Source organism: Ignavibacteria bacterium (genome assembly GCA_016873775.1).
In the GTDB taxonomy this organism is placed as follows: domain Bacteria; phylum Bacteroidota; class Ignavibacteria; order UBA10030; family F1-140-MAGs086; genus JAGXRH01.
In genome coordinates this window covers 1-21,961 of sequence record VGWC01000038.1, presented here as the reverse complement: position 1 = coordinate 21,961, position 21,961 = coordinate 1, and the positions used below count along the sequence as shown (strand labels likewise).

Below are 21,961 nucleotides of genomic sequence, written 5' to 3'. Positions count from 1 at the left end.
CAAATTACATTCAAGGTTCACACAACCCTGCAATGGCGTGGTATATTTTATCGGGAATTGGTTTTGGCTCAACGGCATTGATGGTGTTGTATAATGCGATGGTTGCGAAAAAATAGATTTGGGATTTACATTTGAAACTGCGGAACTATTTGTTTGCGCATAAAGTTTAAAACCAGAAATCGAAAATCATTTTAATTCGTCTCCGTTTAACGCGGGGTTTTCTCTCATAAATAATTTCAAAAAACAATATGGCAAAAGCAAAAAAGAAAACTGTAAAGAAAGTAACTTCTAAAAAAGTTGCATCAAAGAAAAAAGTAGCCGCAAAAAAATCGTCTGTCCCGAAACAACCAAAATGGTGGGGAAAAGGATACCAATCCATTTCCGTGTTTTTGAATATGAAGGACGTTGAAAAAGCATACAACTTTTATCAGAAAGCGTTTGGCTTTACTAGACGTGGGATGATGAAAGGACCAGATGGGACAGCGATGCACGCAGAAGTTGAATACAACGGCTCAACCGTGATGATGGGACCGGAAAATCCGATGCAGAATGGTTTTGCTCCGGCGTATTACAAAGGTTCTCCCGCGTCAATGTATGTGTATGTAAAAGATGTTGATGCATTTTGCGCGAAAGCGAAGAAAGCAGGAGCGCAATGTTTGCAAGAATGTCAAGACCAATTTTGGGGCGATAGAATTTGTTTGCTTTCCGATACCGAAGGATATTTGTGGTGCTTCGGAACGCATATCAAAGACATAAAGCCGGAAGATATGATGCCGCCGATGTAGTAATTGGTTATTAGTAATTCGATAAAACCCCGAGCGAAATATCGCTTGGGGTTTTTCTTTTTGAGTGAGCATAATTTTAGTATTTTTCTTCCCAAAATTTTGAAACCTGAGTTATGCCATCAGAAGCCGCAAGCGTTGACCTTTCCAAACTAAAAATTCGCCGCGAGGAACACAAGCCCAATAAAAATCCCGATAAAAGTTATGCGTGGATTTATACGCTTGTAGGAATCATCGTTGCCGGCATTGCGATTTATTATTTTTTTCAGAAAACGTTTGAAACAGCGATTGAAGTAGAAACGACAACGGTTTCGTTGATGTATCCTTCGCAAGCAAATGCGTTACTCACGGCAAGCGGTTATGTCGTTGCACATCGGAAAGCGGCAATTGCATCGAAAGGAACTGGAAAACTTGTGTTGCTGAATGTTGAAGAAGGAGATGTTGTAAAAAAAGGCGATGTGATTGCACGAATCGAATTTGCTGATGTGGAAGCAAGTGTGAACCAAACAAAAGCGAATGTGAATGTTGCAAAGGCAGGTTTGGAACAAGCGAAAGCGGAGCAATTCGAAGCGCAAAAAACGTTCGACAGAGTCAAACCGCTTTTCGATGCGAAACTCATTTCGCAGCAAGAATTTGAAAGCGCAGATGCACGATTGAAGCGAGCAAATGCGATGGTAACATCTGCAGAAGCGGGAATTATTGCAGCCGAAGCCAATGTTGTCGCATTGGAGGTTCAGTTGGAAAATACGTTTATCCGTGCGCCGTTTGACGGAACAATTTTAAATAAGAATGCAGAAGTTGGAGAAATTGTTGCGCCATTTGCCGCATCTGCAAGTTCACGCGGAGCAGTAGTAACAATCGCTGATATGAAATCCATCGAAGTCGAAGCCGATGTTTCCGAATCTAATATCGAGCGTGTGAAAGTCGGAAGTCCGACAGAAATTGTTCTCGATGCTGTTCCCGATAAACGTTATCGCGGTTACGTGCATAAAATTGTTCCAACAGCAGATAGAGGAAAAGCAACGGTGATGACGAAAATACGATTTGAACAATACGATGAGCGTGTGTTGCCGGAAATGAGTGCAAAAATTTCTTTCTTACATGAAAAACAAACAACAATTGAAAATGCACAACCGATTCTTACACTTCGTCGGGAAGCGATTGCTGAACGCGACGGAAAGCGTGTTGCGTTTCTTGTAAAAGGAGAAACAGTTGAAGAAATTACCGTTCAACTTGGACAATCAATGGGAAATTTGTATGAAATAACATCTGGACTTGCGGCGAATGATAAAGTCGTTGGCGCGTCAGAATGAGAAACTGAAAAATGGAAGTAAAGTAAAAGTGAAAGAGTAAAAATTTAGCCACGAATTACTCGAATTGACACAAATGTTGTTTTGTGAAAATTTGTGTAATTAGTGGCAACAAAAAAAAAATAAAATTATGTCGAACAACAGCGCTATCGTTTCAGTACAAAACATTTCTAAATCATATTGGCGGGAGAAATTGGAAATTCCCGTTCTGCAGAATATTTCTTTCGATATCCCCGAAGGAGAATTTCTTGCATTGATGGGACCATCGGGTTCCGGTAAAACAACGTTGCTTAATCTCATTGCAGGAATTGATAAACCCACAAACGGAACTATTACAGTTTCTGAAACGAACGTTACTGCGTTAAACGAATCTGCGCTTGCAAAATGGCGAGCAAATAATGTCGGTTTTGTTTTTCAATTTTACAACTTAATGCCCGTTCTTACAGCGTTTGAAAACGTTGAACTTCCGTTGCTTCTTACGAGTTTAAAAAAGAAAGAACGCAAGGAACACGTCGAACAAGTGTTGAGCATCGTTGGTTTAAGTGATAGAATGGACCATTCGCCGAAACAACTTTCCGGCGGACAACAACAGCGAGTTGCAATCGCTCGCGCAATCGTTACAGACCCAACGCTTCTTGTTGCTGATGAACCGACCGGAGATTTGGATAAACATTCTGCGGAAGAAATTATGATTCTTATTGAACGCTTGAATCGCGAGTTAAAGAAAACAATCGTAATGGTAACGCACGACCCGCGCGCAGCAGAAAAAGCGCACACGACACGACATTTGGATAAAGGAGAACTTTCTTGAGAAATTCCAAATGTCAAAATACAAATGACAAATAAATTTCAAGCACCAATAATCAAATTCGAATTTGGGAAATTGCATTTTAGAAATTATTTGTTATTTGAAATTTGTGTTTTGTAATTTCTATAAAAATTTCTTATGAAAATATTCAAACTCATTCTCAAAAATTTTAAGCGGCACAAGTTGCGTTTATCGCTGACGATTGTCGGAATTGCGATTGCGGTAATGGCTTTCAGTCTGTTGCGCACAGTAATTACCGCGTGGAATGCGGGAGTTGATATCGCATCTCCGAACAGAGTTGTAACGAGTCATGCCGTCTCGTTCATAATGCCGCTGCCTATTTCGTACCGAGATAAGATTGCAAAAATTCCCGGCATCGAATCCATCACGTATGCAAACTGGTTTCAGGGAGTTTATAAAGATAAAAATCAGTTTTTCCCGCGTATGGCGATAGATGCGGAAACGTTTTTCCAAGTGTATTATGAATATAAAGTTGACACAAGTTTGTATCTCGAAGCGATGAAAAAACAGCGCAACGGATGTATCATCGGGAAAAAAATTGCGAAAGAATACAATTTGAAAATCGGCGATAAAATGATTGTGGATGGCGATATTTATCCTGGTCGCTGGGAATTTGAAGTTGTCGGTTATTACAGCGGCAAAGGTGACCCGAAAGTTGATGAAACGTGGATGGTGTTCAACTGGAGTTATCTCGATGAGCAGTTACGACAATCCCAATCGGGACGCGGCGGTTATGTGGGATGGTACGTGTTCAAAGTGAAAGACCCGAATACGATAGCAGAAATTTCGGAGGCGATAGATAAAGAATTTTTTAATTCGGATGCGAAAACAAAAACGCAAACAGAACAGGCATTCAATCAAAGTTTTGTTTCAATGTCCGGCGCAATTCTTTCGGCGATAGAATTTGTTTCGTTTGTGATTATCGGAATTTTATTTCTCGTGCTTGCAAACACGATGATTATGTCAGCACGCGAGCGTATTCGAGAATATGCCGTTTTGAAAACCCTTGGATTTACAACTTCCCATCTCGTTATGTTGATTACCGGCGAAGCAATCATTATTTCATTTGTTGGCGGAATCTTTGGTATTGCCGTTACCTTTCCTATTGTAGATGTATTAGCGGAAGCGTTTGCCCGTATCTTCCCGATTTTTATTGTTGCAAATTCCACTCTCGTTATCGCCGTAAGTTTTATCATCGTTGCCGGAATTATTTCTTCGCTTGTGCCGTTATATCGTTCCATCAAAACGAGCATTGTGGATGGGTTGAGACATATTGGATAATTTTTCATTTTAGATTTTATATTTTTCATTTGTATGAAAATTCCTTTCAGTTATACATTCCGAAGTTTATGGACGCGACGATTAACAACGGCGATGACCATTTCCGGCGTTGCATTAGTGGTGTTTGTATTTGCGGCAGTTCTTATGCTTGCGTACGGAGTAGAAAAAACAATGGTAGAAACAGGTTCCGAAGATAACGTCATTTGTCTTCGCAAAGCATCGCAGGGTGAACTTGCAAGCCAAGTTGACCGCGACGCGATTAACAATATCAAAACATATCCCGAAATTAAATTGTCGAAAAGCGGAAATCCGCTTGCGTCAAGTGAATTGTTCACGATTATCAATCTCACGAAAATTGAAACGAATGATATGGGAAATGTTGCTATACGCGGCGTTGAACCTGCGGCGTTCAAACTGCGTCCTCACGTCAAAATAACTGAAGGAAAAATGTTCGAACTTGGAATCAATGAAGTAATTGTTGGGACAAATATTCACAAACGATTCTCAGGTTGCAATATCGGAAACGAACTTGCCTTTGGGGGGGAACAATGGAAAATTGTCGGAGTATTTGAAGCGAACGGAACAGGATTTGAATCGGAAGTATGGGGTGACGTTAATCGTTTTATGACAGCATTTGATAGGGCAAATGTTTTTTCTACGCTGACATTTGCTTTGAATAATATTGATGATTTTTCCACTGTAAAAAAACGAGTGGAAGAAGATCCACGTTTTAATTACGTCGAACTGAAACGTGAGCGAGTGTACTACCGCGAGCAATCCGAAATGATGGCGGGATTTATTCGCATCCTCGGAACGACAATTACGATTATCTTTAGTTTTGGCGCAATGATTGGTGCAATGATTACAATGTATTCTGCGGTTGCAAACAGAACGATCGAAGTTGGAACATTGCGTGCACTCGGGTTTCGGCGAAAAAATATTCTTTCTGCATTTCTTTTCGAATCGCTAACGATAGCATTACTCGGAGCGGGAATTGGAATTGCGCTTGCGTCGTTTCTGCAATTCTTTTCTCTTTCGACCATCAACTGGGGAACGTTTTCAGAATTTGCGTTCGGATTTGAACTTTCAATAGATATCATTATCAGCAGTATAATATTCGCAGTCGTGATGGGTATAGTTGGCGGATTTTTCCCTGCGTTTCGCGCCGCACGTTTGAATATCGTTAATGCGTTGCGTGCATCGTAGTTTTTTCCATTCCTCAATTTTTTCCTATTTTTTTCCCCAATTTTTGAAAAGAAAAGTTTAAAGAGAATCAAAATCAATGCTTACACCCAAGAAGAAAATAAAAGTATCATCGAAAGAATTAAAGAAAGATGAACTGCTGACGTTTGTCGAAAGAGCGTCCGCGTGGTATTATGCTTACCAAAAAAATGTTACTACCGCCGTCATTGCTGTTCTTACAATCGTTGGCGCATTGTGGTATTATTCATATCACGTTCGCAGCAACAATGAACGCGCATCGGCAGAGTTGGGAAAAGTGTATTCGCTGTACGACAACGGACAATTTAAGGAAGCAATTGAAGGGAATCCCGACAACAAAATTCCTGGTTTAAAATCGCTCGTAGAAAACTATGACGGAACGGATGCAGGAGAAATAGCAGAATTGTATCTTGCAAACGCATATTCTATGACGAATGATTACGAAAATGCGTTGAAGCATTTTGAACGTTGCAATGTATCTGATGCGCGATTGAAAGCCGCTGTTCTTGCGGGAATAGCATCGTGCAAAGAACTACAAAAGAATTATCGTGAAGCCGCTGAACATTATCGAAAAGCCGCCGCACTGAGCGGAGTATCTGTTGCGACACCGGAATATATTTTTTATGCAGCGAATAATTTTGCATTGTGCGGTGAAAAAGAAACTGCGCGCGAACTGTATAAACGTTTGAAAAAGGAATTTCCGCAATCGCAGCAAGCGCGCGATATTGACCGATTTCTTGAAGCAATTTCCGGATAATTTTTCTCCATCAACTGAGCATTTCTTTGTCATTTTTTGATGCAATACTTCTTGGTATTGTTCAGGGATTAACCGAATTTCTTCCGATCAGCAGCACAGCGCATCTTACGCTCACCGGGAAATTATTGGGACTTGTTGATGAACATCATCCCGAGCAATGGACAGCGTTTATTGCCGTTCTTCAGTTGGGAACGTTGCTTGCCGTGCTTGCGTATTTTGGGAACGAAATACTTTCCATCATCCGCTCATCATTTCGCGAAATTATTCTCGAACGAAAATCGTTTGCCGCAAGTTCTTCCGACACGCAAAAAGGAATTCATATCGTTGTCGGGACGATACCGATTGTTGTTGTTGGTTTGTTGTTCAAGAAAATAATTGAAGGCGCGCTTACAAAAAATCTCTGGCTCATTGCGGCAAATCTGATTTTCTTTGCGCTTGTTCTTTTTTTTGCAGAAAAAATTTCCAAACGAGAACGTACGGCACAACACATCCTTTGGCGCGATACGCTTGCAATCGGATGCGCGCAGGTGTTTGCTTTGTTTCCCGGAGCATCGCGTTCGGGAGTTACGATTGCCGGCGGATTATTTTCCGGCTTAACACGCGAAGCCGCCGCTGAATATTCTTTTTTGCTTTCTGTTCCCGCAGTATGTGCAAGCGGATTGCTGGAATTGCAACAATCATTTTTGTATACGCATTCGTTACTCGGCGCAGAACTTTTTGTCGGAACAGTTGCTTCTGCTGTTGTCGGATATGCTTCCATTAAATTTTTACTGAAGTTTTTGAAAACACATTCGAACAATATTTTTATTTTTTATCGCATTGCAGTGGGAATGATTCTTCTTGCCTTGCTGTATTATTCTTTCATTCACGCATAGTTTTTTTTCAACAATTATTTACAAGGAATAACTTTTTATGTCAAAATATTTTTTCACTCTCGTTGCAGTTGTGTTATTCACAACGTCAACATTATTTTCCCAAGAATCATCAGCCAAAATGGAAACAGCGCCCAAAGTTCAACCGCCGCCATCACCCGTTGTTGTTATGGAAACATCAATGGGAACAGTAGAAATTGAATTGTATCCCGAACATGCACCGAAAACCGTTGCGAATTTTCTTTCGTATGTGAACGAAAAATATTTCGACGGAACAATTTTCCACCGTGTCATCAATAATTTTATGATTCAAGGCGGAGGTTTTACGAAGGACTTCAAAGAAAAAGAAACAAAACCGTCGGTTGAAAACGAAGCGGATAACGGTTTAAAAAATGAAGTTGGAACAATTGCAATGGCGCGCACGAATGAACCACATTCTGCAACGTCGCAGTTTTTTATCAACGTGAAAGACAATGCGTTTTTGAACTTCTCCGCAAAAACTCCGCAAGGATGGGGTTATTGTGTGTTCGGGAAAGTAACGAGCGGAATGGAAGCAGTGAACAAAATCAAAGCAGTGAAAACGGGAACGAAACAATTTGAAACACATGGACAGAAAGTTCCGTTTCAAGATGTTCCGACGCAGGAAGTCGTGATAAAATCTGTGCGACTGAAAGAACAGAACCAGAAAAAAGAAAAAGAGTAAATTCTTTTCAAGAAAAAAAAATCCCACGTGCAACAACCGCGCGTGGGATTTTTTGTTTTCAAGATTTCAGTACTTTTCAGCGCATTTTTTTTCAAACAAAATTATTGTGAGACTAACACAAGAATCACCCACTTTTCTACTTCCAATAGAAAAAGAAATACAAAAATTAGATAAGAAGAACTTCGCCTGCGTGAATGTACTCTTCGGCGATGAACATTATTTTGTCAATGAGTTTATTCGTTCCGTTATGCGCAATGGCGTTGAGGATTCGTCGAAATCGTTTAACCTTGATGTGCTTCAAGGGAATGACGTTGCACTCGATACAATACTTGCGTGTGCGCGCCAACTTCCGATGGCAGGAATGTTTGATGTTGCTACTGCGCAGCGTCGTGTTGTTATCGTTCGCAACTTCGAACTTGGGAGGAAAAAAGAAAATGAAGAAAAACTGTTTTTCTATTTTCAAAAACCCGCGAATGAAACCGTACTTGTGCTGGATATGCCGAAACTTGATATGAAAATGGAACTCTACAAAAAATTATCGGCTGAAAAATATGTGAGCGTTGTTCATTGCAAAGCGTTGAGTGATGAACAGGCAATTGCGTTGCTCGCAAGAGAATTTGCACATAGAAAAAAAAATATTTCAAAAGAACATTGCGAACGCATACGTTCGACGACGGGAAATTCTGTGAGCGAATTACTCGGCACCGTAGAAAAAATTGTTACGTTTCTTGGCGAACGCGATTCTATTTCCGTCAACGAGTTGCGGGAAATTGTCAGCAATTCAAATACGTACGACGTGTGGGATTTGCAAAACGCCGTACACGAACGCAATCTTTCGCGCGCGCTCGAAATTGCACAGCGATTACTTGAAACAGGAGAAAGCAGCGTCGGAATGCTTGCGATGCTTTCCAATTTTTTTATGCGGCAACTGCAACCGAAACACCGATTGAATTACGGGAAGACAACCAAGTATGCAAACGCCGAGATACGCAAAAATCTTTCGCTTCTTGTTGCGGCGGATTCCAAAAGAAAATCATCTTCGCTTGATGATTACGCATTGATGACGCAATTGCTTTTAGAAATTGTTCCCAAAGCGTTCGTACGCAAGTGAAATTATCAAAGGAAGATTGCAACGACAGAAGAAAAGCGCGACCGATTTTTTTTGGTGGTTAATATTGTTCCGCTTTTCTTTTTCGAAGAAAAATTCTAAATTTGCTACGACAATTTATTTCAGAATGAAAAAATATTTGTATCGTATTCCTGAATCGTTTCTTCGCACATTGTGGGAAGAACAATTCTTTCTGCAATTCGAACTTGTTACAACCGACGGGAGAAGTGTTTGCGTTCTCGATTCGGGGAAACCAAACAGCGATAGCGGTCCAGATTTTCTCGGCGCTTCTGTTATCATTGGTGGCGTTACGTTTCGTGGCGATGTGGAATTTCATAACGATGTTGCGGCGTGGAAACGACATCGTCATCATACGGACAAACGGTACAACGCCACTATTTTGCACGTTGTTGTGTTTGGGGACGAAGAAGTTTTTCCTACGCGTTCGGCGGCGAATCGCGCAATTCCGTTGGTTTCTCTTTCGCGCGTTCTTCCGTTTATTGCGGAACAGTTCGAGAATCGGCGCAACGTTAAAAAAAATTCGACACTTCTGTGTGCTGAAAAAAATCTTGCTCTGGAATCGCCATTGATAGAATCGTGGCTTACAAAACTTGCGTTGCAGCGAATGGAGATGAAGATTCGCCGATTTTCCGAACGAATGAAATTTCTTGCGGAAGAAAAAATCAGGAAACGAACTTCTCAAATACATGAACCCTTGAATCAATTCGGGATTATTGTAGACGAAGAATTGCCGGAAGAAATTCCGCGAGAGCAGTCGTTCATATCCTTAAAAGATTTTCGTAAGAAAGCATTGTGGGAGCAAGTATTGTACGAAGGAATATTTGAAACGCTCGGATATTCTAAAAACAAGAAACCATTTTTACAACTTGCGCAAGGCGTACCGTTGGAAATGATAAGAGAATTTTTGGAGGATGCCGCTTCGTCAAGAAATGAAACAGAATGTGTTCGATGCATCGAAGCGGTTTGCGTTTATATTTCCGGTCTTCTCCCTTCGGATTCCGCAGAACAAAATGAAGTCCGTTACATTGCCCAATGCAGAACCATTGGAACAACTATTTCGGAAAAATTCCGTTTTCAAAAATTATCTGCACTCGATTGGCAATTTTTTCGATTACATCCGGAGAATTTTCCAACAATAAGAATTGCGGGAGGAAGCAGAATAGTTGCACGATTGCTGAAGTTTGACGTATTAAGAGTTCTCATTTCGTTTTGCAAGGATACAATGAAAAACAGTAACGAAAAATTACGACAATTGGAGTCTTTGTTTATCGTGTCGGCGGATGGTTTTTGGAAAACACAGTATCGTTTTGGAAGCGCATCCGGAGTGCCATTAAAAACATTCGTGGGAAAAGAGCGCGCTCGTGATATTGTTCTGAATGTTGTGTTTCCGCTGTGTTTGTTGTACGCAAGAACCTTTAAGGATGTTGCGTTGCGTAAAGAAGTTCTTGCGTTGTATTCGTTGTTGTCTCATTCTGCGGATAATGCCATAACGAAGAAAATTCGGCAACAACTTGTTTATGAAAAATTTCCGTTCCGAACTGCGATGTATCAACAAGGGGCGATTCAGTTGTATAATTATTTTTGCGCCGATGCGAAATGCAACGAGTGCGAAATCGGGAAGCGCGTATTCTAAATTCGGTTCCGAAAAAAAGATATAAGAGTGTTTTGTATTTCATCGGAAAAGAAGTAATTTTTTTCCCGTTCATTTCGTTATTTTTGTATCAAATTTATTTTTGTAGTAATGTATTTTTAAGGAAACGATTTTATGTGCCGAATCATTTTTTTCTTGTTCTGTTTCTTTTTTGCAATTGTGTATCCTTCACGATTGCTTTCTCAACTCCAACAAAATAATATTATCATCAACGAATGGTATCTCAATCCTGCTCTTGCCGAAGGAAAAGAATACGTTGAACTCATCGTTGTAAAAGACCACGCCGATTTGCGCGGAGTTCGTCTTTCCGACGTTTCGGTGAAAGGTGGTTCCGGCGCGCTTGCTGAAGGTCATCTCACATTTCCTCAATTAAGTTTTCTCGCTGATATTCCTCAATGGACAATTATCGTTTGTGTTCTTGAAGCACCCGTAGTTAATACGAATATCTTTACGCAAGATACTGATGTGAGTGATGGCCGACTTACGCTCTTTTCGAAAGCGCTTGATGGAGGAATACTTGATACGATAGGGAGAATGGACCTTTCTACTGCGGAAAATATCGTACTCCTTGCGAACGGAAGTGATACGGCGAAAACAATTGATTATGTTGCAACTGGAAATAATAATTCTCTGGCAAATTTTCCCGACGCGACGTGGATATCAAATTTATCTACGGGCATAGGAACGAGAGTTACGTATTTTACAAATAGTGCCGGCAACGGATTGGTGAATGATAATGCGTTTGTTGGATGGAATGCTAATATTACTGCAACATTGAAAACGCCGGGATATTCAAATCCGGGTCAAATATTACCAGTGGTCAATTTTCCGCCGTCAATAACAGAACTTTGGCGAGGTCCGTTTGTTCCTTTTTCCAACAATGTTGATACAATCTATTGCCGCGCAACGGACAATGGAGGAATAGCAAGTGCGACGATAAATTATACTATCAACGGCGGTTCTTCGTACTTTGAAGATATGACATTGGTAAGCGGAAATAATCACGATGGAGTTTATCGGGGAATCATTCCGGCGATTGCTCATAGCAACGGCAATCGCATTGATTATTTTGTGCGCATTGTTGATAATAATCCTTCGCCGTTGTATATAGATAGCGATAACTTCGGGTACTTTGCGGGAATTTCTCCGATGAGTACCGAAGGAATAAAGCAACATAACGGAATCGGAGAATTGAAATATCAGGGATATGCAGCGCGTGTGAGAGGAACTGCTACGGTAAATTCTTCAACGTTTTCTTTAAGCGAATTCGATGTATTTCTTGAGGATTCCGTTGGTGGAATAAATATCTTTTTTCCCGAACCACTGACGCAAATTGCCGAAGGAAACGCATATACGATTGTTGGAACATTATCAACAAAAAATGGACGCGCACTACTTACGTCGCCGAATCTTTTGGTTACGCAAAGTGTTTCACCTACAACGATACTACCGTATGTTCTTACGATTGGAGAATACTTGGCGAATCCGGAATTTTATGAATCTACTCTTCTTCGGTTTCAGTCGTGCCAAAAAACGAACGGAGCATGGCCTTCATCAGGAAACGATGCGCAACTTACTATTACTGATGGAACAGGGAACATAACATTGTATTTGGATGGAAATACAAACGTTGGAAATTATTCTGAGCCGGATTATCCCGTGAACTTTTCCGGTATTGCTTATCAAAACGATGATACGAGTCCATATTTTGACAATTACGGAATACTGCTGCGGGGTATTTCCGATGTTTCTGTTGGAGAAGTGAATACGCCTCCTGTAATTGAATCAGTTTCGCGAACTATTGGCGTGCCGACGATGGGACAAACAAATACGGTAACAGCAGAAATTACTGATAACAGCGAAGTCAGTTTGGCATATTTGGTTTACATCATCAATAATATTCAGCGCGATTCTGTACAAATGTTTGAAATCGCAAAAGAAATAGTTGCAGGGAAAAAGAAAACGACGTTGAGCGGAACACTTCCCGGAACCATCAATCAAAACGGAAATCGCGTTCGCATACTTGTACATGCAAAAGATGATGGCGTTCCTCCGTTAAGCGGATTTAGCGAAGAACAAAAATATATTGCGGGGGTAACGGCAATTTCTCCAACGCGATTGAAAAGCACTGATAACGAAGGAAACTTACTCTATGAAGGATACACCGTACGCGTGCGTGGAGTTGCAACTGTCGGCGATTCCGTGTTTTCGTTTTCCGATGTGGATATTTATGTACAAGATGATTCCGGAGGAATAAATATTCACAACGAAGGCGGAATCGGTGTTGTTGATTTTAATAAAGGGAAAGGGTATGAAATTACTGGAACTCTTACGCATTTTCAAGGAACTGCGCGACTTACAACTCCATTCTTTTCTGCAGATACAGCAAATATCAATAAAATAATTACGCCCAAAACATTACTACTTTCACAATGGTATGAAACACCGGAACTCTACGAAGGAATGCTCATTACTATTCAGCAATGTATGTATATTGATGGAAATTGGCCATTTGACCCGATAGATGTTGATATATATTTGACGACGCCCGAATTTTTTCCCTTATCGTGTTTCCTCGATGGCGATGCGGATTTTTATTCGTTTGAGCAACCAACATGGCCTGTGGATTTAACTGGAATTGCAATTCAACGCGATGCCGAATTTCCGTTTAACGAAAATTATTGGATACAACCGCGGCAAATGACTGATTTAATCGAAGTAGTTCCGAATACTCCTCCGGAACCGTTTGACATTATTGAGCCGGAAGATAATACACAATTCACTTTTAATGATGGTTCGGATGAGTTTCAAATGTCATGGGTTGCAGCAAATGATCCGGAAAACAATACGGTTCGCTACAAAATAGTTTTTGCGACAGATTCTTTATTTATGCATAGAATTGATACGATGATTGCACCACGAGGCGGCTTAGATACGTTGGCAATTTTAACGGGAATAAAAGCGCAAGTGATAATAAATAAGTTACAGTCGCAAAAAGTTTCAACTGTATTTTGGAAAGTATATGCTAATGATGGAACGTTTTCAACCCCGAGTAATCAAATGTTTCGTCTGAAACTTCAGGTTAATAATTCCTTTCCTTCAACATTTAATTTAAACGCTCCGCTGGATGGAACACCGTTTCCGATAACGGATTCCGGAGGAGTGCCGGCTATAACATTTATGTGGGAAAATGCATATGACCTGGATGAATCTGATGGGGTGCTGTATTATTTACTTTTATCCGAAACTCCTGCGTTCAACGATTTTTCAGTGTATATGCCGTTATTGACAAATGGTGATTCGACATCGAATAATAATTTTCTCACGGTTCCAAGCATAAATTTATATAACAAATATCTTGCTTCGGGGCGAGATTCCGTTCGGCTTTATTGGATTGCACGAGTGATGGATGATAATTATTTTTATGCGCACACGACAGCAAGCGCAGATACATTTCAGATCTTGATACATACAATTCCTGTCGGATGGAACAATCAAAACGACGTCATCATCAATGAATTTATTTTCAATCCAACTCTTGCAGAAGGAAAAGAATTTATTGAATTACTTGTTGCAAAAGATGGCGTTTCGGACTTACGCGGTTATCGGTTATCGGATGTGGATTCAAAAGGAGGAAACGGAGAAAATGCAGAAGGTCACCTTGATTTTCCCAATGAAGATTATTTATTCAATTTACCGTTCAGCACTCGTATTGTTTGCGTTTTATCAACTCCTGTTGATAATCCTAATATACTCACGCAGGATTTAGACCCAAGCGATAGCGTTCTTGTACTTTTCAGTAAAGCAATTCCCGGGGGAGTGCTTGATACGATAGGGAATTTGAATATAGAAAAACACGACAATATTGAATTGCTTCGCGGAACGTTATCTGATGCGGCAACCATTGATTTTATCGCCGCAGGAAATAATTCAACACAAGGAAATTTCCCAGATGCGTTGTGGGATAGTAATTTCGATACGCTATCAAGCGGAAAAGTAACGTATTTCACCAATTCACAAAACGTTGGCTTGTTGAACGATTATCCCGATATCGGATGGAAATTGAATCAACCGACGAATAAAAAATCTCCCGGATTACTTAATCCAACACAAGTATGCGGAACCATCGGCGACACTCCTCCCTTGTTGGTATCGCACAATCGTATTCCGTTTATTCCTCAGCATTTTTCGCAAGATACAATTTTGTTCACGTTTGCAGATAATATTGCAATTGACACAGCGATACTGTATGTTTCTATCAACGACGGAGGATACGAACCATACGATTTTGTACGTGTCAATTCCGACTCGATTGTAGAACTATGGGCAGGAGTTATTCGAAAACAAGTAAATCTTTCAGGAACAAAAATTGACTATTATGCAGAAGCGGTTGATAACAATGGACTTCTCTTCTCTACTCAAAAATATGGATACTTTCCCGGAGTTCATCAACTGGATTACGAAACAATTCGCGCGGTAGATACAAACGGTATTGCGTTGCATCTTAATTATGCTGTTCGCGTCCAGGGAACGGCAACAGTAAGCGACCACACATTTGCTTTAAATCGTCTTGATGCGTATGTTCAGGATGCTTCCGGAGGAATAAATCTTTTCGTTCCGCAAAGTCAAGGCGGCGATACGATTCACATAACAGAGGGATTGCCATATACCATTGAGGGAACGCTCATTCAGTTTCGCGGGAAATTAGAATTATCAACTCCAGGATTTCGAGCGATTCAGGAGGGTACACCCATCCCGATTGCTCCACAACATTTGACAATTGCAGATTGGCTCGAACAACCGGAATTTTATGAAGGTAGTCTTGTGCGTTTTAGCAATGTTTTTAAGGACAGCGGAACGTGGCCTCTTCCCGGAAGTTTTGCAACGATTGCCATCAACGATTCAACAGCAGGCGGAGTGATGTTTATTGATAACGATACAGATTTGGATAATGTACCTGAGCCGCAATATCCGATTACCGTAACGGGAATTGCAAGTCAATATGCAACTACAACACCACCCTACATATTTGGTTATCAAGTTGTTCCGCGACGACGCGCGGATATTATTTCTGCTGGAGCGCCAACTGGTTTTGATTTACTTCTTCCCGCCGACAGTTCACGAATTCAATTTCTGAAAGCGAACGACTCCATTCGTTTCCTTTGGAACGAATCTACTGACCCGAACAATGATACATTACGGTACAAAATTATTTTTGCATCCGATAATGACTTTACAATGATACTTGATACTTCCGTTTCTCGGCAAAAAGGGTTATCAGCTTCCTATCAATTATACGGTTCGAAAGCCGCTTCGTTGTTACGAAAGATCGGAACGCTATCCAATCCTCCTGATTCTGCGCAAATTTTTTGGAAAGCAATTGTCAGCGACGGAGGAAATGTCATTTCAAGCAATCAAGAAAGAACGGTCAATCTTATTGTGCAAAATAAACCGCCGAAGCCGTTCACCTTAATGCTTCCTGCAAACAATGCTCGTGAGGTAATGGATACTTCACAGTTGCAAATGAAATGGAAAAAAGCAATTGATAACGATGCAACGGATACCGTTTTCTATTACATTCTTTTCTGCGAAAACAAAGGTTTTACCGATACAACAACGTATTCACCGAATATTTCAGGAAATATCATTACGTATCTCAAAGACACATCGTACACGATGCAACGATTAAAACTTCGACAGAAATATCTCCTCTCGCGCGATTCTGTTTTGGTGTATTGGATTGTGCGGGCGCAAGATATTTTCGGCGTTGGTCATCTTGTTGTAAGCGATACATTCCGATTGATGTTGAAGCGCACTTCAACAGGAATTGAACCGATTGTTTCATCCGTTCCCAAGGAATTTTATCTTGCTCAAAATTATCCGAATCCGTTTAATCCAACAACGGAAATGGAATTCGGTTTACCGAAGGAAAGTTTTGTCTCGCTGAAAATTTACAATGTATTGGGAAAGGAAGTGGCAACACTTGTTTCGGAAATTCTTGCAGCGGGAAGATTCCGAATCGAATGGAACGCAAATGATTTTCCCAGCGGAATGTATTTTTATCGTTTTTCGGCGGAGAGTTCGAACGGAATTACCTTTGTGAAAACGAGGAAGTTGGTTTTCGTAAAATAGTTTTCGCTCGCACGTTGAATGCATCAGCGTTTATTCAACCTTCAAGGTTAGAAAACCTTGAAGGTTTTTTCTTTCTTTTATGGAACTCATTCCATTCTCTCAAATGTTACACAAACCAATTCCATTAAGGAAAAGTTTTTTTAATTGAAGTGAAAAATAAAAATCGTAAATTTTGTGCCAATTTTTTCAAACATTGTACCAATCCAACTTTTCAATAATTACAGAAACACAATGACAAAGTACATCGTAACATTATTGTTCACCGCATTTATTATTTGCACTGTTCCACAGGCTATTTTTTCAGCAGATAAAAAAGCCACACCTTCTCCCGTCGTTTTAGAAATAGGGAAAGACCAAAAAATCACGTTGCAAAAATTCGAAGATTTCTATCGCCGGTACGGAGGAAAACCAGCGAATACCCCGATGACCAAAGTTGAAGCCGATAAATTTTTTGATTTATTCGTGAAATACGAACTGAAACTTGTGGATGCGCTTTCTCGCGGCTACGACACAACCGAAGATGCACAAAAAGAAATTCGCGAATATCGAAACGATTTGGCGACTTCCTATTTGCTCGAGCAGGACATTACGCTTCATCAGGTAAAGAAGATGTATCAGCGAAGGAAAGAAGAAATACGTGCGCGCCATATATTATTGAAATTTCCTGAAGTCGAAGAGGAGGAGGAAGAAGAAGAAGAAGAAAAAGATATGAATGAAGAAGATTCGCGCCGCGTCAAGAGACCCCAAGTGGATACGAATGCAATCAAACAAAAAGCGCTGGAAGTAATTCGAAGATTACAAGCAGGAGAATCGTTTGAGGCGCTTGCGCAGGAATTAACGGAAGACCCTTCTGGAAAAAATAACGGAGGGGATTTATATTATTTTACCACAGGACAAATGGTTTCTCAGTTTGAAGATGCATGTTATGATATGAAAGTCGGAGAAATCACTACGGAACCCGTGCAAACAATATTTGGTATTCACATTATTCAAGTGATGGACAGAAAACCTGCAGTCGGTTCAATACGGGCAAGTCATATTATGGCGCGATTCAATTCATCAAATCCAACGCCGGATGATACGTTGCACGCGTGGAAAAAAATCCATGCGTTAATGGACAGCATAAAAGTAAAAGGTGCAGATTTTTCGCTCATCGCCAAACGCAATAGTGATGATGCCGGAAGCGCATCAAACGGCGGCGATGTTGATACCTTCTCGCGACGCCGTTGGGTGCAGTCGTTTGATGAAGCCGCATACAATTTAAAGATAGGAGAACTTTCATCTATCGTTCGTACACCATACGGTTACCACATTATCAAATGCACGGAAATTCATCCATTAGGAACATTTGAAGCAATGAAAGAAGAATTGAAATCGCAGTATCTTTCTTCGCGATTTCAGGATGATAAAGCAGCGTTTCTCTTGTCGCTTCATAAAAAATATGCGTTCGAAGAACATTCGTCTGTATTGCAACAACTGCTTCAATCATTTGATACATCAAAAGTCATTGGAGATTCTGCCTGGGCAGAAGCAATTCCTTCCGATGTGCGAAAACAAACAATATGTTCGTATGCTGGGAAAAATTTGAGCGTGGATACAGTTCTGAAACTCGTGGAAGTTATGCCTGAAAGTTATGGAATGTCGTTATTGCCGAGGGATGTCAGTTCGGTTCTTGAGCACGTGTATGAACAGTTCTTGTTATTAGAAGAGGCAAAAGATATAGAAACGCGCTTTCCCGTTTTTGCACAAATGCTCGATGAATTTCGCGATGGAATAATTCTCTACCGCGCAGAACAACAAGAAGTATGGTCAAAAATTTTCGTTACCGATTCAGCGTTAGATGCGTATTTTGAAAATAATCGTGAAAAATTTCGCTTTCCCAATCGCGTCAACCTCAGTGCAATTTATGTCGGAAATGATACGTTGGCAAACAAAGCGTTCCTTCGGTTGCAAAAAGGAGAAACATTCGATACTGTTGCACTGACGGAAAACGCTTCTATCTTGATGCGGCTTAGAAAAGGAATGCTCGATTGGCTTCCTGCTGACCAAGATACGATGACACGATTAGCGTGGAAAATGGAAAAAGGAACATATAACAAACCGTTTCTTGTTGAAGGAAAAGGGTACACGATATTTTATGTCAACGATAAAGATTCATCGCGATTGAAAACCTTCGACGAAGCGGGTTCTGAAGTTTCCAACGTTTATCAGGATAGTGAAGCAAAACGTTTGGAGAATGAATGGATAGAAAGCGTGAAGAAAAAAATTTCAGTAAAAATGTACCGCGATGTTGTTCGGAAATCCGTGGCAAAAAAGAAATAGCAATAGCAGGCGAAGAGGCATTGATTGAACCTTGTAAGAATGATGCTCGGAATATCGGCATGCGTACTCATTGGATGTTCCCGCAAGCAGCCGCCAGCAGAATACGTTGCAAAAATTGACGGCGAAATGTTAATACAAAAACAAATAGAAACATTACACCCCGAATACGAACGTCGCTCGTATATCAATGCGTGGGTGAACGAAACGCTTCTGTTTCTCGAAGCGCAGAAAAACGGCTTAGGCGACGATGAGCGAATCCGCGAACAACTGCAAGCGTTTCGACGACAACTGCTTATTCAACGATTGCTGGAAAACGAAGTCTATCTTCCGAATGATACAGCAATGAACGAAGATACACTGCGGTCGTATTTCAATACGCATCGCAAAGAATTTCTTGCTGCCGTTGACCAAGTGATACTGAGCGGAATCGTGTTTCGGTTGCGCGACGAAGCAAATAAATTTCGCAATAAAATTTTACGCGGCAATGCTTGGGAAACGCAAATAGAAATTTCAAAAAACAGAAACACAGAAATTGTGCAGATTTTTGAGAAAAGTTTTTTTACAAAACAAACGATTCCTTCGCAGGAAATGTGGAACGTTGTACTATCGTTACGCTCGGGAGCAATTTCTTTTCCTATTGCAACTGGACAAACATTTGCCATCGTTCGTGTTGATGCAATGCAGCGCAAAGGAGAAGTATCGCCGTTCAATTTTGTGCGCGACGAAATTCGCCAGCGATTAGTCATTGCCATGCGAAAACAACGCTACGAAGAATTTCTTCATCAATTAAAAAATAAATATTCTGTTGATGTTCAAACGTTCGATATTCCCGGTGGAAAATAAATTCATCAATTTCTTCTTCTTGCTTCTGATTTGCGGAAGCAATGTTTTGCTAACAAACGCGCAACACAAATCGTTGGAACGCATTATTGCCGTTGTAGATAACGAAATCATTCTCGAATCGGAACTGAATGCGCAGGTGGATTTTTATATGTTCAACAATCGCATAGACACGGTTTCCCTGGAAATAAAAAAACAAATCCTGGAAGGAATGATTACCGACAAATTAATACTTGCGCAAGCAATTGAAGAAAGCGTTAATGTTTCGGATGATGAAGTTCAGCAGCAACTCGATGCCATCGTTCAGCAACGAGCATCGCAAGCCGGCGGTGAAAAAAAACTGGAGGAACTGTACGGAATGTCGCTTGCGAGGATAAAAATTGAGTTTCGCGATGAAATGCGGAAACAACTTCTTGCACAGCGATTGCAACAAACAAAATTTGGGAACGAATATATTTCAGCGCGCGACGTTGAAATGTTCTTCAGCGAATACAAAGATAGTTTGCCCATTATTCCTGCCACCGTTGAATTGGCGCATATCTTTAATATACCGAAACCGAATTCAGAAGTTCAACGTGCGGCGGAACAAAAAGCGCAACGCATTTTAGATAGTCTTCGATTGAACGGAGATTTCTCTTCGTTTGCAAAACAGTATTCTGATGACCCGGGTTCTGCTTCCGAAGGTGGGGATTTGGGGTTTGTGCGCAGAGGCCAATTTGTAAAAGAATTTGAAGAAGCGGTGTTTGCGTTGAGCGATAGCGAGTTTGCGCCTGTGGTGAAAACGCAATTCGGATTTCATGTGATTCAATTGCTCGAACGAAGAGGAGAATCCGTTCATCCGCGGCATATTCTTATTCGCGTCGGAAAAAGCGCAAGCGACGATACTGTAGCAATAAATTTTTTACAATCATTGAAGGATTCTGTTGCTGCAGGAAAAAGTTTTTCTGAACTCGCAAAAAAATATTCCGAAGACGACGAAACATCGTTCAAGGGTGGAGTAATGGAAGAACAACCGTTTGCACAACTTGATGACGAACTGAAATCCGTTCTCGATACTTTGTCTGTCGGAAGTATTTCGCCGCCGCTCAGAGCAATAGCAGGAACAAACAGCGGTTTTCAAATTGTCTATCTAAAAAATAAAACACTTGAACACCAAGCGAATTTGCGTGACGATTGGAAACGCATCGAGAAACTTGCGTTGAACTACAAACGTTCGAACGAATATCGCAAGTGGATTGAAGAACTGAAAAAAAATATTTACTGGGAATCGAGACTTTAGTTTGATTGTTTGCTGGTTCGTTCGTTTGTTCGTTATTGAATCAACAAACTAACCAGCAAACGAACTAACGAACCAACCAACTATCAAAAATTTGTGAATACAACAAAACCCATACAAACATTGAACGATATCGAAGCAGTAACCGAACTTAAATCTGCGCATCAAAAAATAAAATCGGAAATCGGTAAAATAATTGTCGGACAAACGGAAATTGTCGAGCATTTACTAATCGCGCTACTTGCTCGCGGACATTGTTTGCTTGTCGGCGTTCCGGGACTTGCGAAAACATTGCTCATCAAAACACTTGCCGAAGTTCTCGACTTAAAATTTTCCCGGATTCAATTCACTCCTGATTTGATGCCGAGCGATATTACGGGAACAGAAATCATCGAAGAAAATACGAGCGGTGGAAAATCGTTTAAGTTTGTCAAAGGTCCTGTGTTTGCAAACATTGTACTCGCCGATGAAATCAATCGCACACCGCCGAAAACGCAAGCCGCACTTTTGGAATCAATGCAAGAGCACAATGTAACTGCGGCGGGACAAACATATCATCTCGACGAACCGTTTTTTGTTCTCGCAACACAAAATCCGATTGAACAGGAAGGAACCTATCCATTGCCCGAAGCGCAACTTGATAGATTTATGTTCAACTTGTGGCTCGATTATCCTTCGGCGAAAGAAGAACAAGCAATTGTAAAATCAACGACGAGTTCGGTTGTTCCAAAGTTAGATAAAATTTTATCGGCGAAAGAAATTATGTTCTTTCAGGATTTAGTTCGCCGCGTTCCTGTTGCCGATAACGTGATTGAGTTTGCAGTACATCTCGTTACAAAAACTCGTCCGAACGATT

The 21,961-nt window shown here is 40.7% G+C and carries 15 protein-coding genes; all 15 read left to right on the top strand.

The genetic code is table 11. The annotated features are described in order from the left end of the window. Window positions 1-248: 248 nt before the first annotated feature. Entirely contained in the window at window positions 249-785 is a 537-nt protein-coding gene (locus FJ218_06805) for a VOC family protein (GenBank protein ID MBM4166609.1), read from the top strand. A 113-nt stretch (window positions 786-898) separates the two neighbouring features. Beyond that, the gene (locus FJ218_06800; protein ID MBM4166608.1) at window positions 899-2,095 is read left to right on the top strand and encodes an efflux RND transporter periplasmic adaptor subunit; all 1,197 of its coding nucleotides are present in this window, start codon (window positions 899-901) and stop codon (window positions 2,093-2,095) included. Between the two features lie 127 nt (window positions 2,096-2,222). Then, on the top strand, window positions 2,223-2,903 hold the full coding sequence (locus FJ218_06795) for an ABC transporter ATP-binding protein (protein MBM4166607.1): 681 nt from the start codon (window positions 2,223-2,225) through the stop codon (window positions 2,901-2,903). Window positions 2,904-3,038: 135 nt separating this feature from the next. Beyond that, complete coding sequence (locus tag FJ218_06790; protein ID MBM4166606.1) at window positions 3,039-4,202, top strand: ABC transporter permease; 1,164 nt, start codon at window positions 3,039-3,041, stop codon at window positions 4,200-4,202. Between the two features lie 33 nt (window positions 4,203-4,235). Continuing rightward, complete coding sequence (locus FJ218_06785; protein MBM4166605.1) at window positions 4,236-5,408, top strand: FtsX-like permease family protein; 1,173 nt, start codon at window positions 4,236-4,238, stop codon at window positions 5,406-5,408. A 76-nt stretch (window positions 5,409-5,484) separates the two neighbouring features. Continuing rightward, window positions 5,485-6,180: a tetratricopeptide repeat protein gene (locus FJ218_06780; GenBank protein MBM4166604.1), complete on the top strand. Its 696-nt coding sequence runs from the start codon at window positions 5,485-5,487 to the stop codon at window positions 6,178-6,180. 26 nt (window positions 6,181-6,206) lie between these two features. Then, window positions 6,207-7,055, top strand: coding sequence for an undecaprenyl-diphosphatase UppP (uppP, locus tag FJ218_06775; GenBank protein MBM4166603.1), 849 nt, complete (start codon window positions 6,207-6,209; stop codon window positions 7,053-7,055). A gap of 118 nt (window positions 7,056-7,173) precedes the next feature. After that, window positions 7,174-7,755, top strand: a complete 582-nt coding sequence (locus tag FJ218_06770; protein MBM4166602.1) for a peptidyl-prolyl cis-trans isomerase — start codon at window positions 7,174-7,176, stop codon at window positions 7,753-7,755. A gap of 52 nt (window positions 7,756-7,807) precedes the next feature. Further along, on the top strand, window positions 7,808-8,866 hold the full coding sequence (holA, locus tag FJ218_06765) for a DNA polymerase III subunit delta (GenBank protein ID MBM4166601.1): 1,059 nt from the start codon (window positions 7,808-7,810) through the stop codon (window positions 8,864-8,866). Window positions 8,867-8,990: 124 nt separating this feature from the next. Beyond that, the gene (locus FJ218_06760) at window positions 8,991-10,517 is read left to right on the top strand and encodes a DUF2851 family protein (protein ID MBM4166600.1); all 1,527 of its coding nucleotides are present in this window, start codon (window positions 8,991-8,993) and stop codon (window positions 10,515-10,517) included. Between the two features lie 132 nt (window positions 10,518-10,649). Further along, window positions 10,650-16,667, top strand: coding sequence for a T9SS type A sorting domain-containing protein (locus tag FJ218_06755; GenBank protein ID MBM4166599.1), 6,018 nt, complete (start codon window positions 10,650-10,652; stop codon window positions 16,665-16,667). Between the two features lie 231 nt (window positions 16,668-16,898). Next, window positions 16,899-18,989 (top strand): hypothetical protein, encoded by a 2,091-nt coding sequence (locus FJ218_06750; GenBank protein MBM4166598.1) that lies wholly within the window; start codon window positions 16,899-16,901, stop codon window positions 18,987-18,989. Between the two features lie 24 nt (window positions 18,990-19,013). Beyond that, on the top strand, window positions 19,014-19,832 hold the full coding sequence (locus tag FJ218_06745; GenBank protein MBM4166597.1) for a peptidyl-prolyl cis-trans isomerase: 819 nt from the start codon (window positions 19,014-19,016) through the stop codon (window positions 19,830-19,832). Next, window positions 19,798-21,108, top strand: a complete 1,311-nt coding sequence (locus FJ218_06740) for a parvulin peptidyl-prolyl isomerase (protein ID MBM4166596.1) — start codon at window positions 19,798-19,800, stop codon at window positions 21,106-21,108. Before FJ218_06745 ends, FJ218_06740 begins: the two co-directional genes overlap by 35 nt. A 93-nt stretch (window positions 21,109-21,201) precedes the next feature. Next, window positions 21,202-21,961 (top strand): AAA family ATPase (locus FJ218_06735; protein MBM4166595.1); only part of this gene is annotated, 760 nt, incomplete at its 3' end.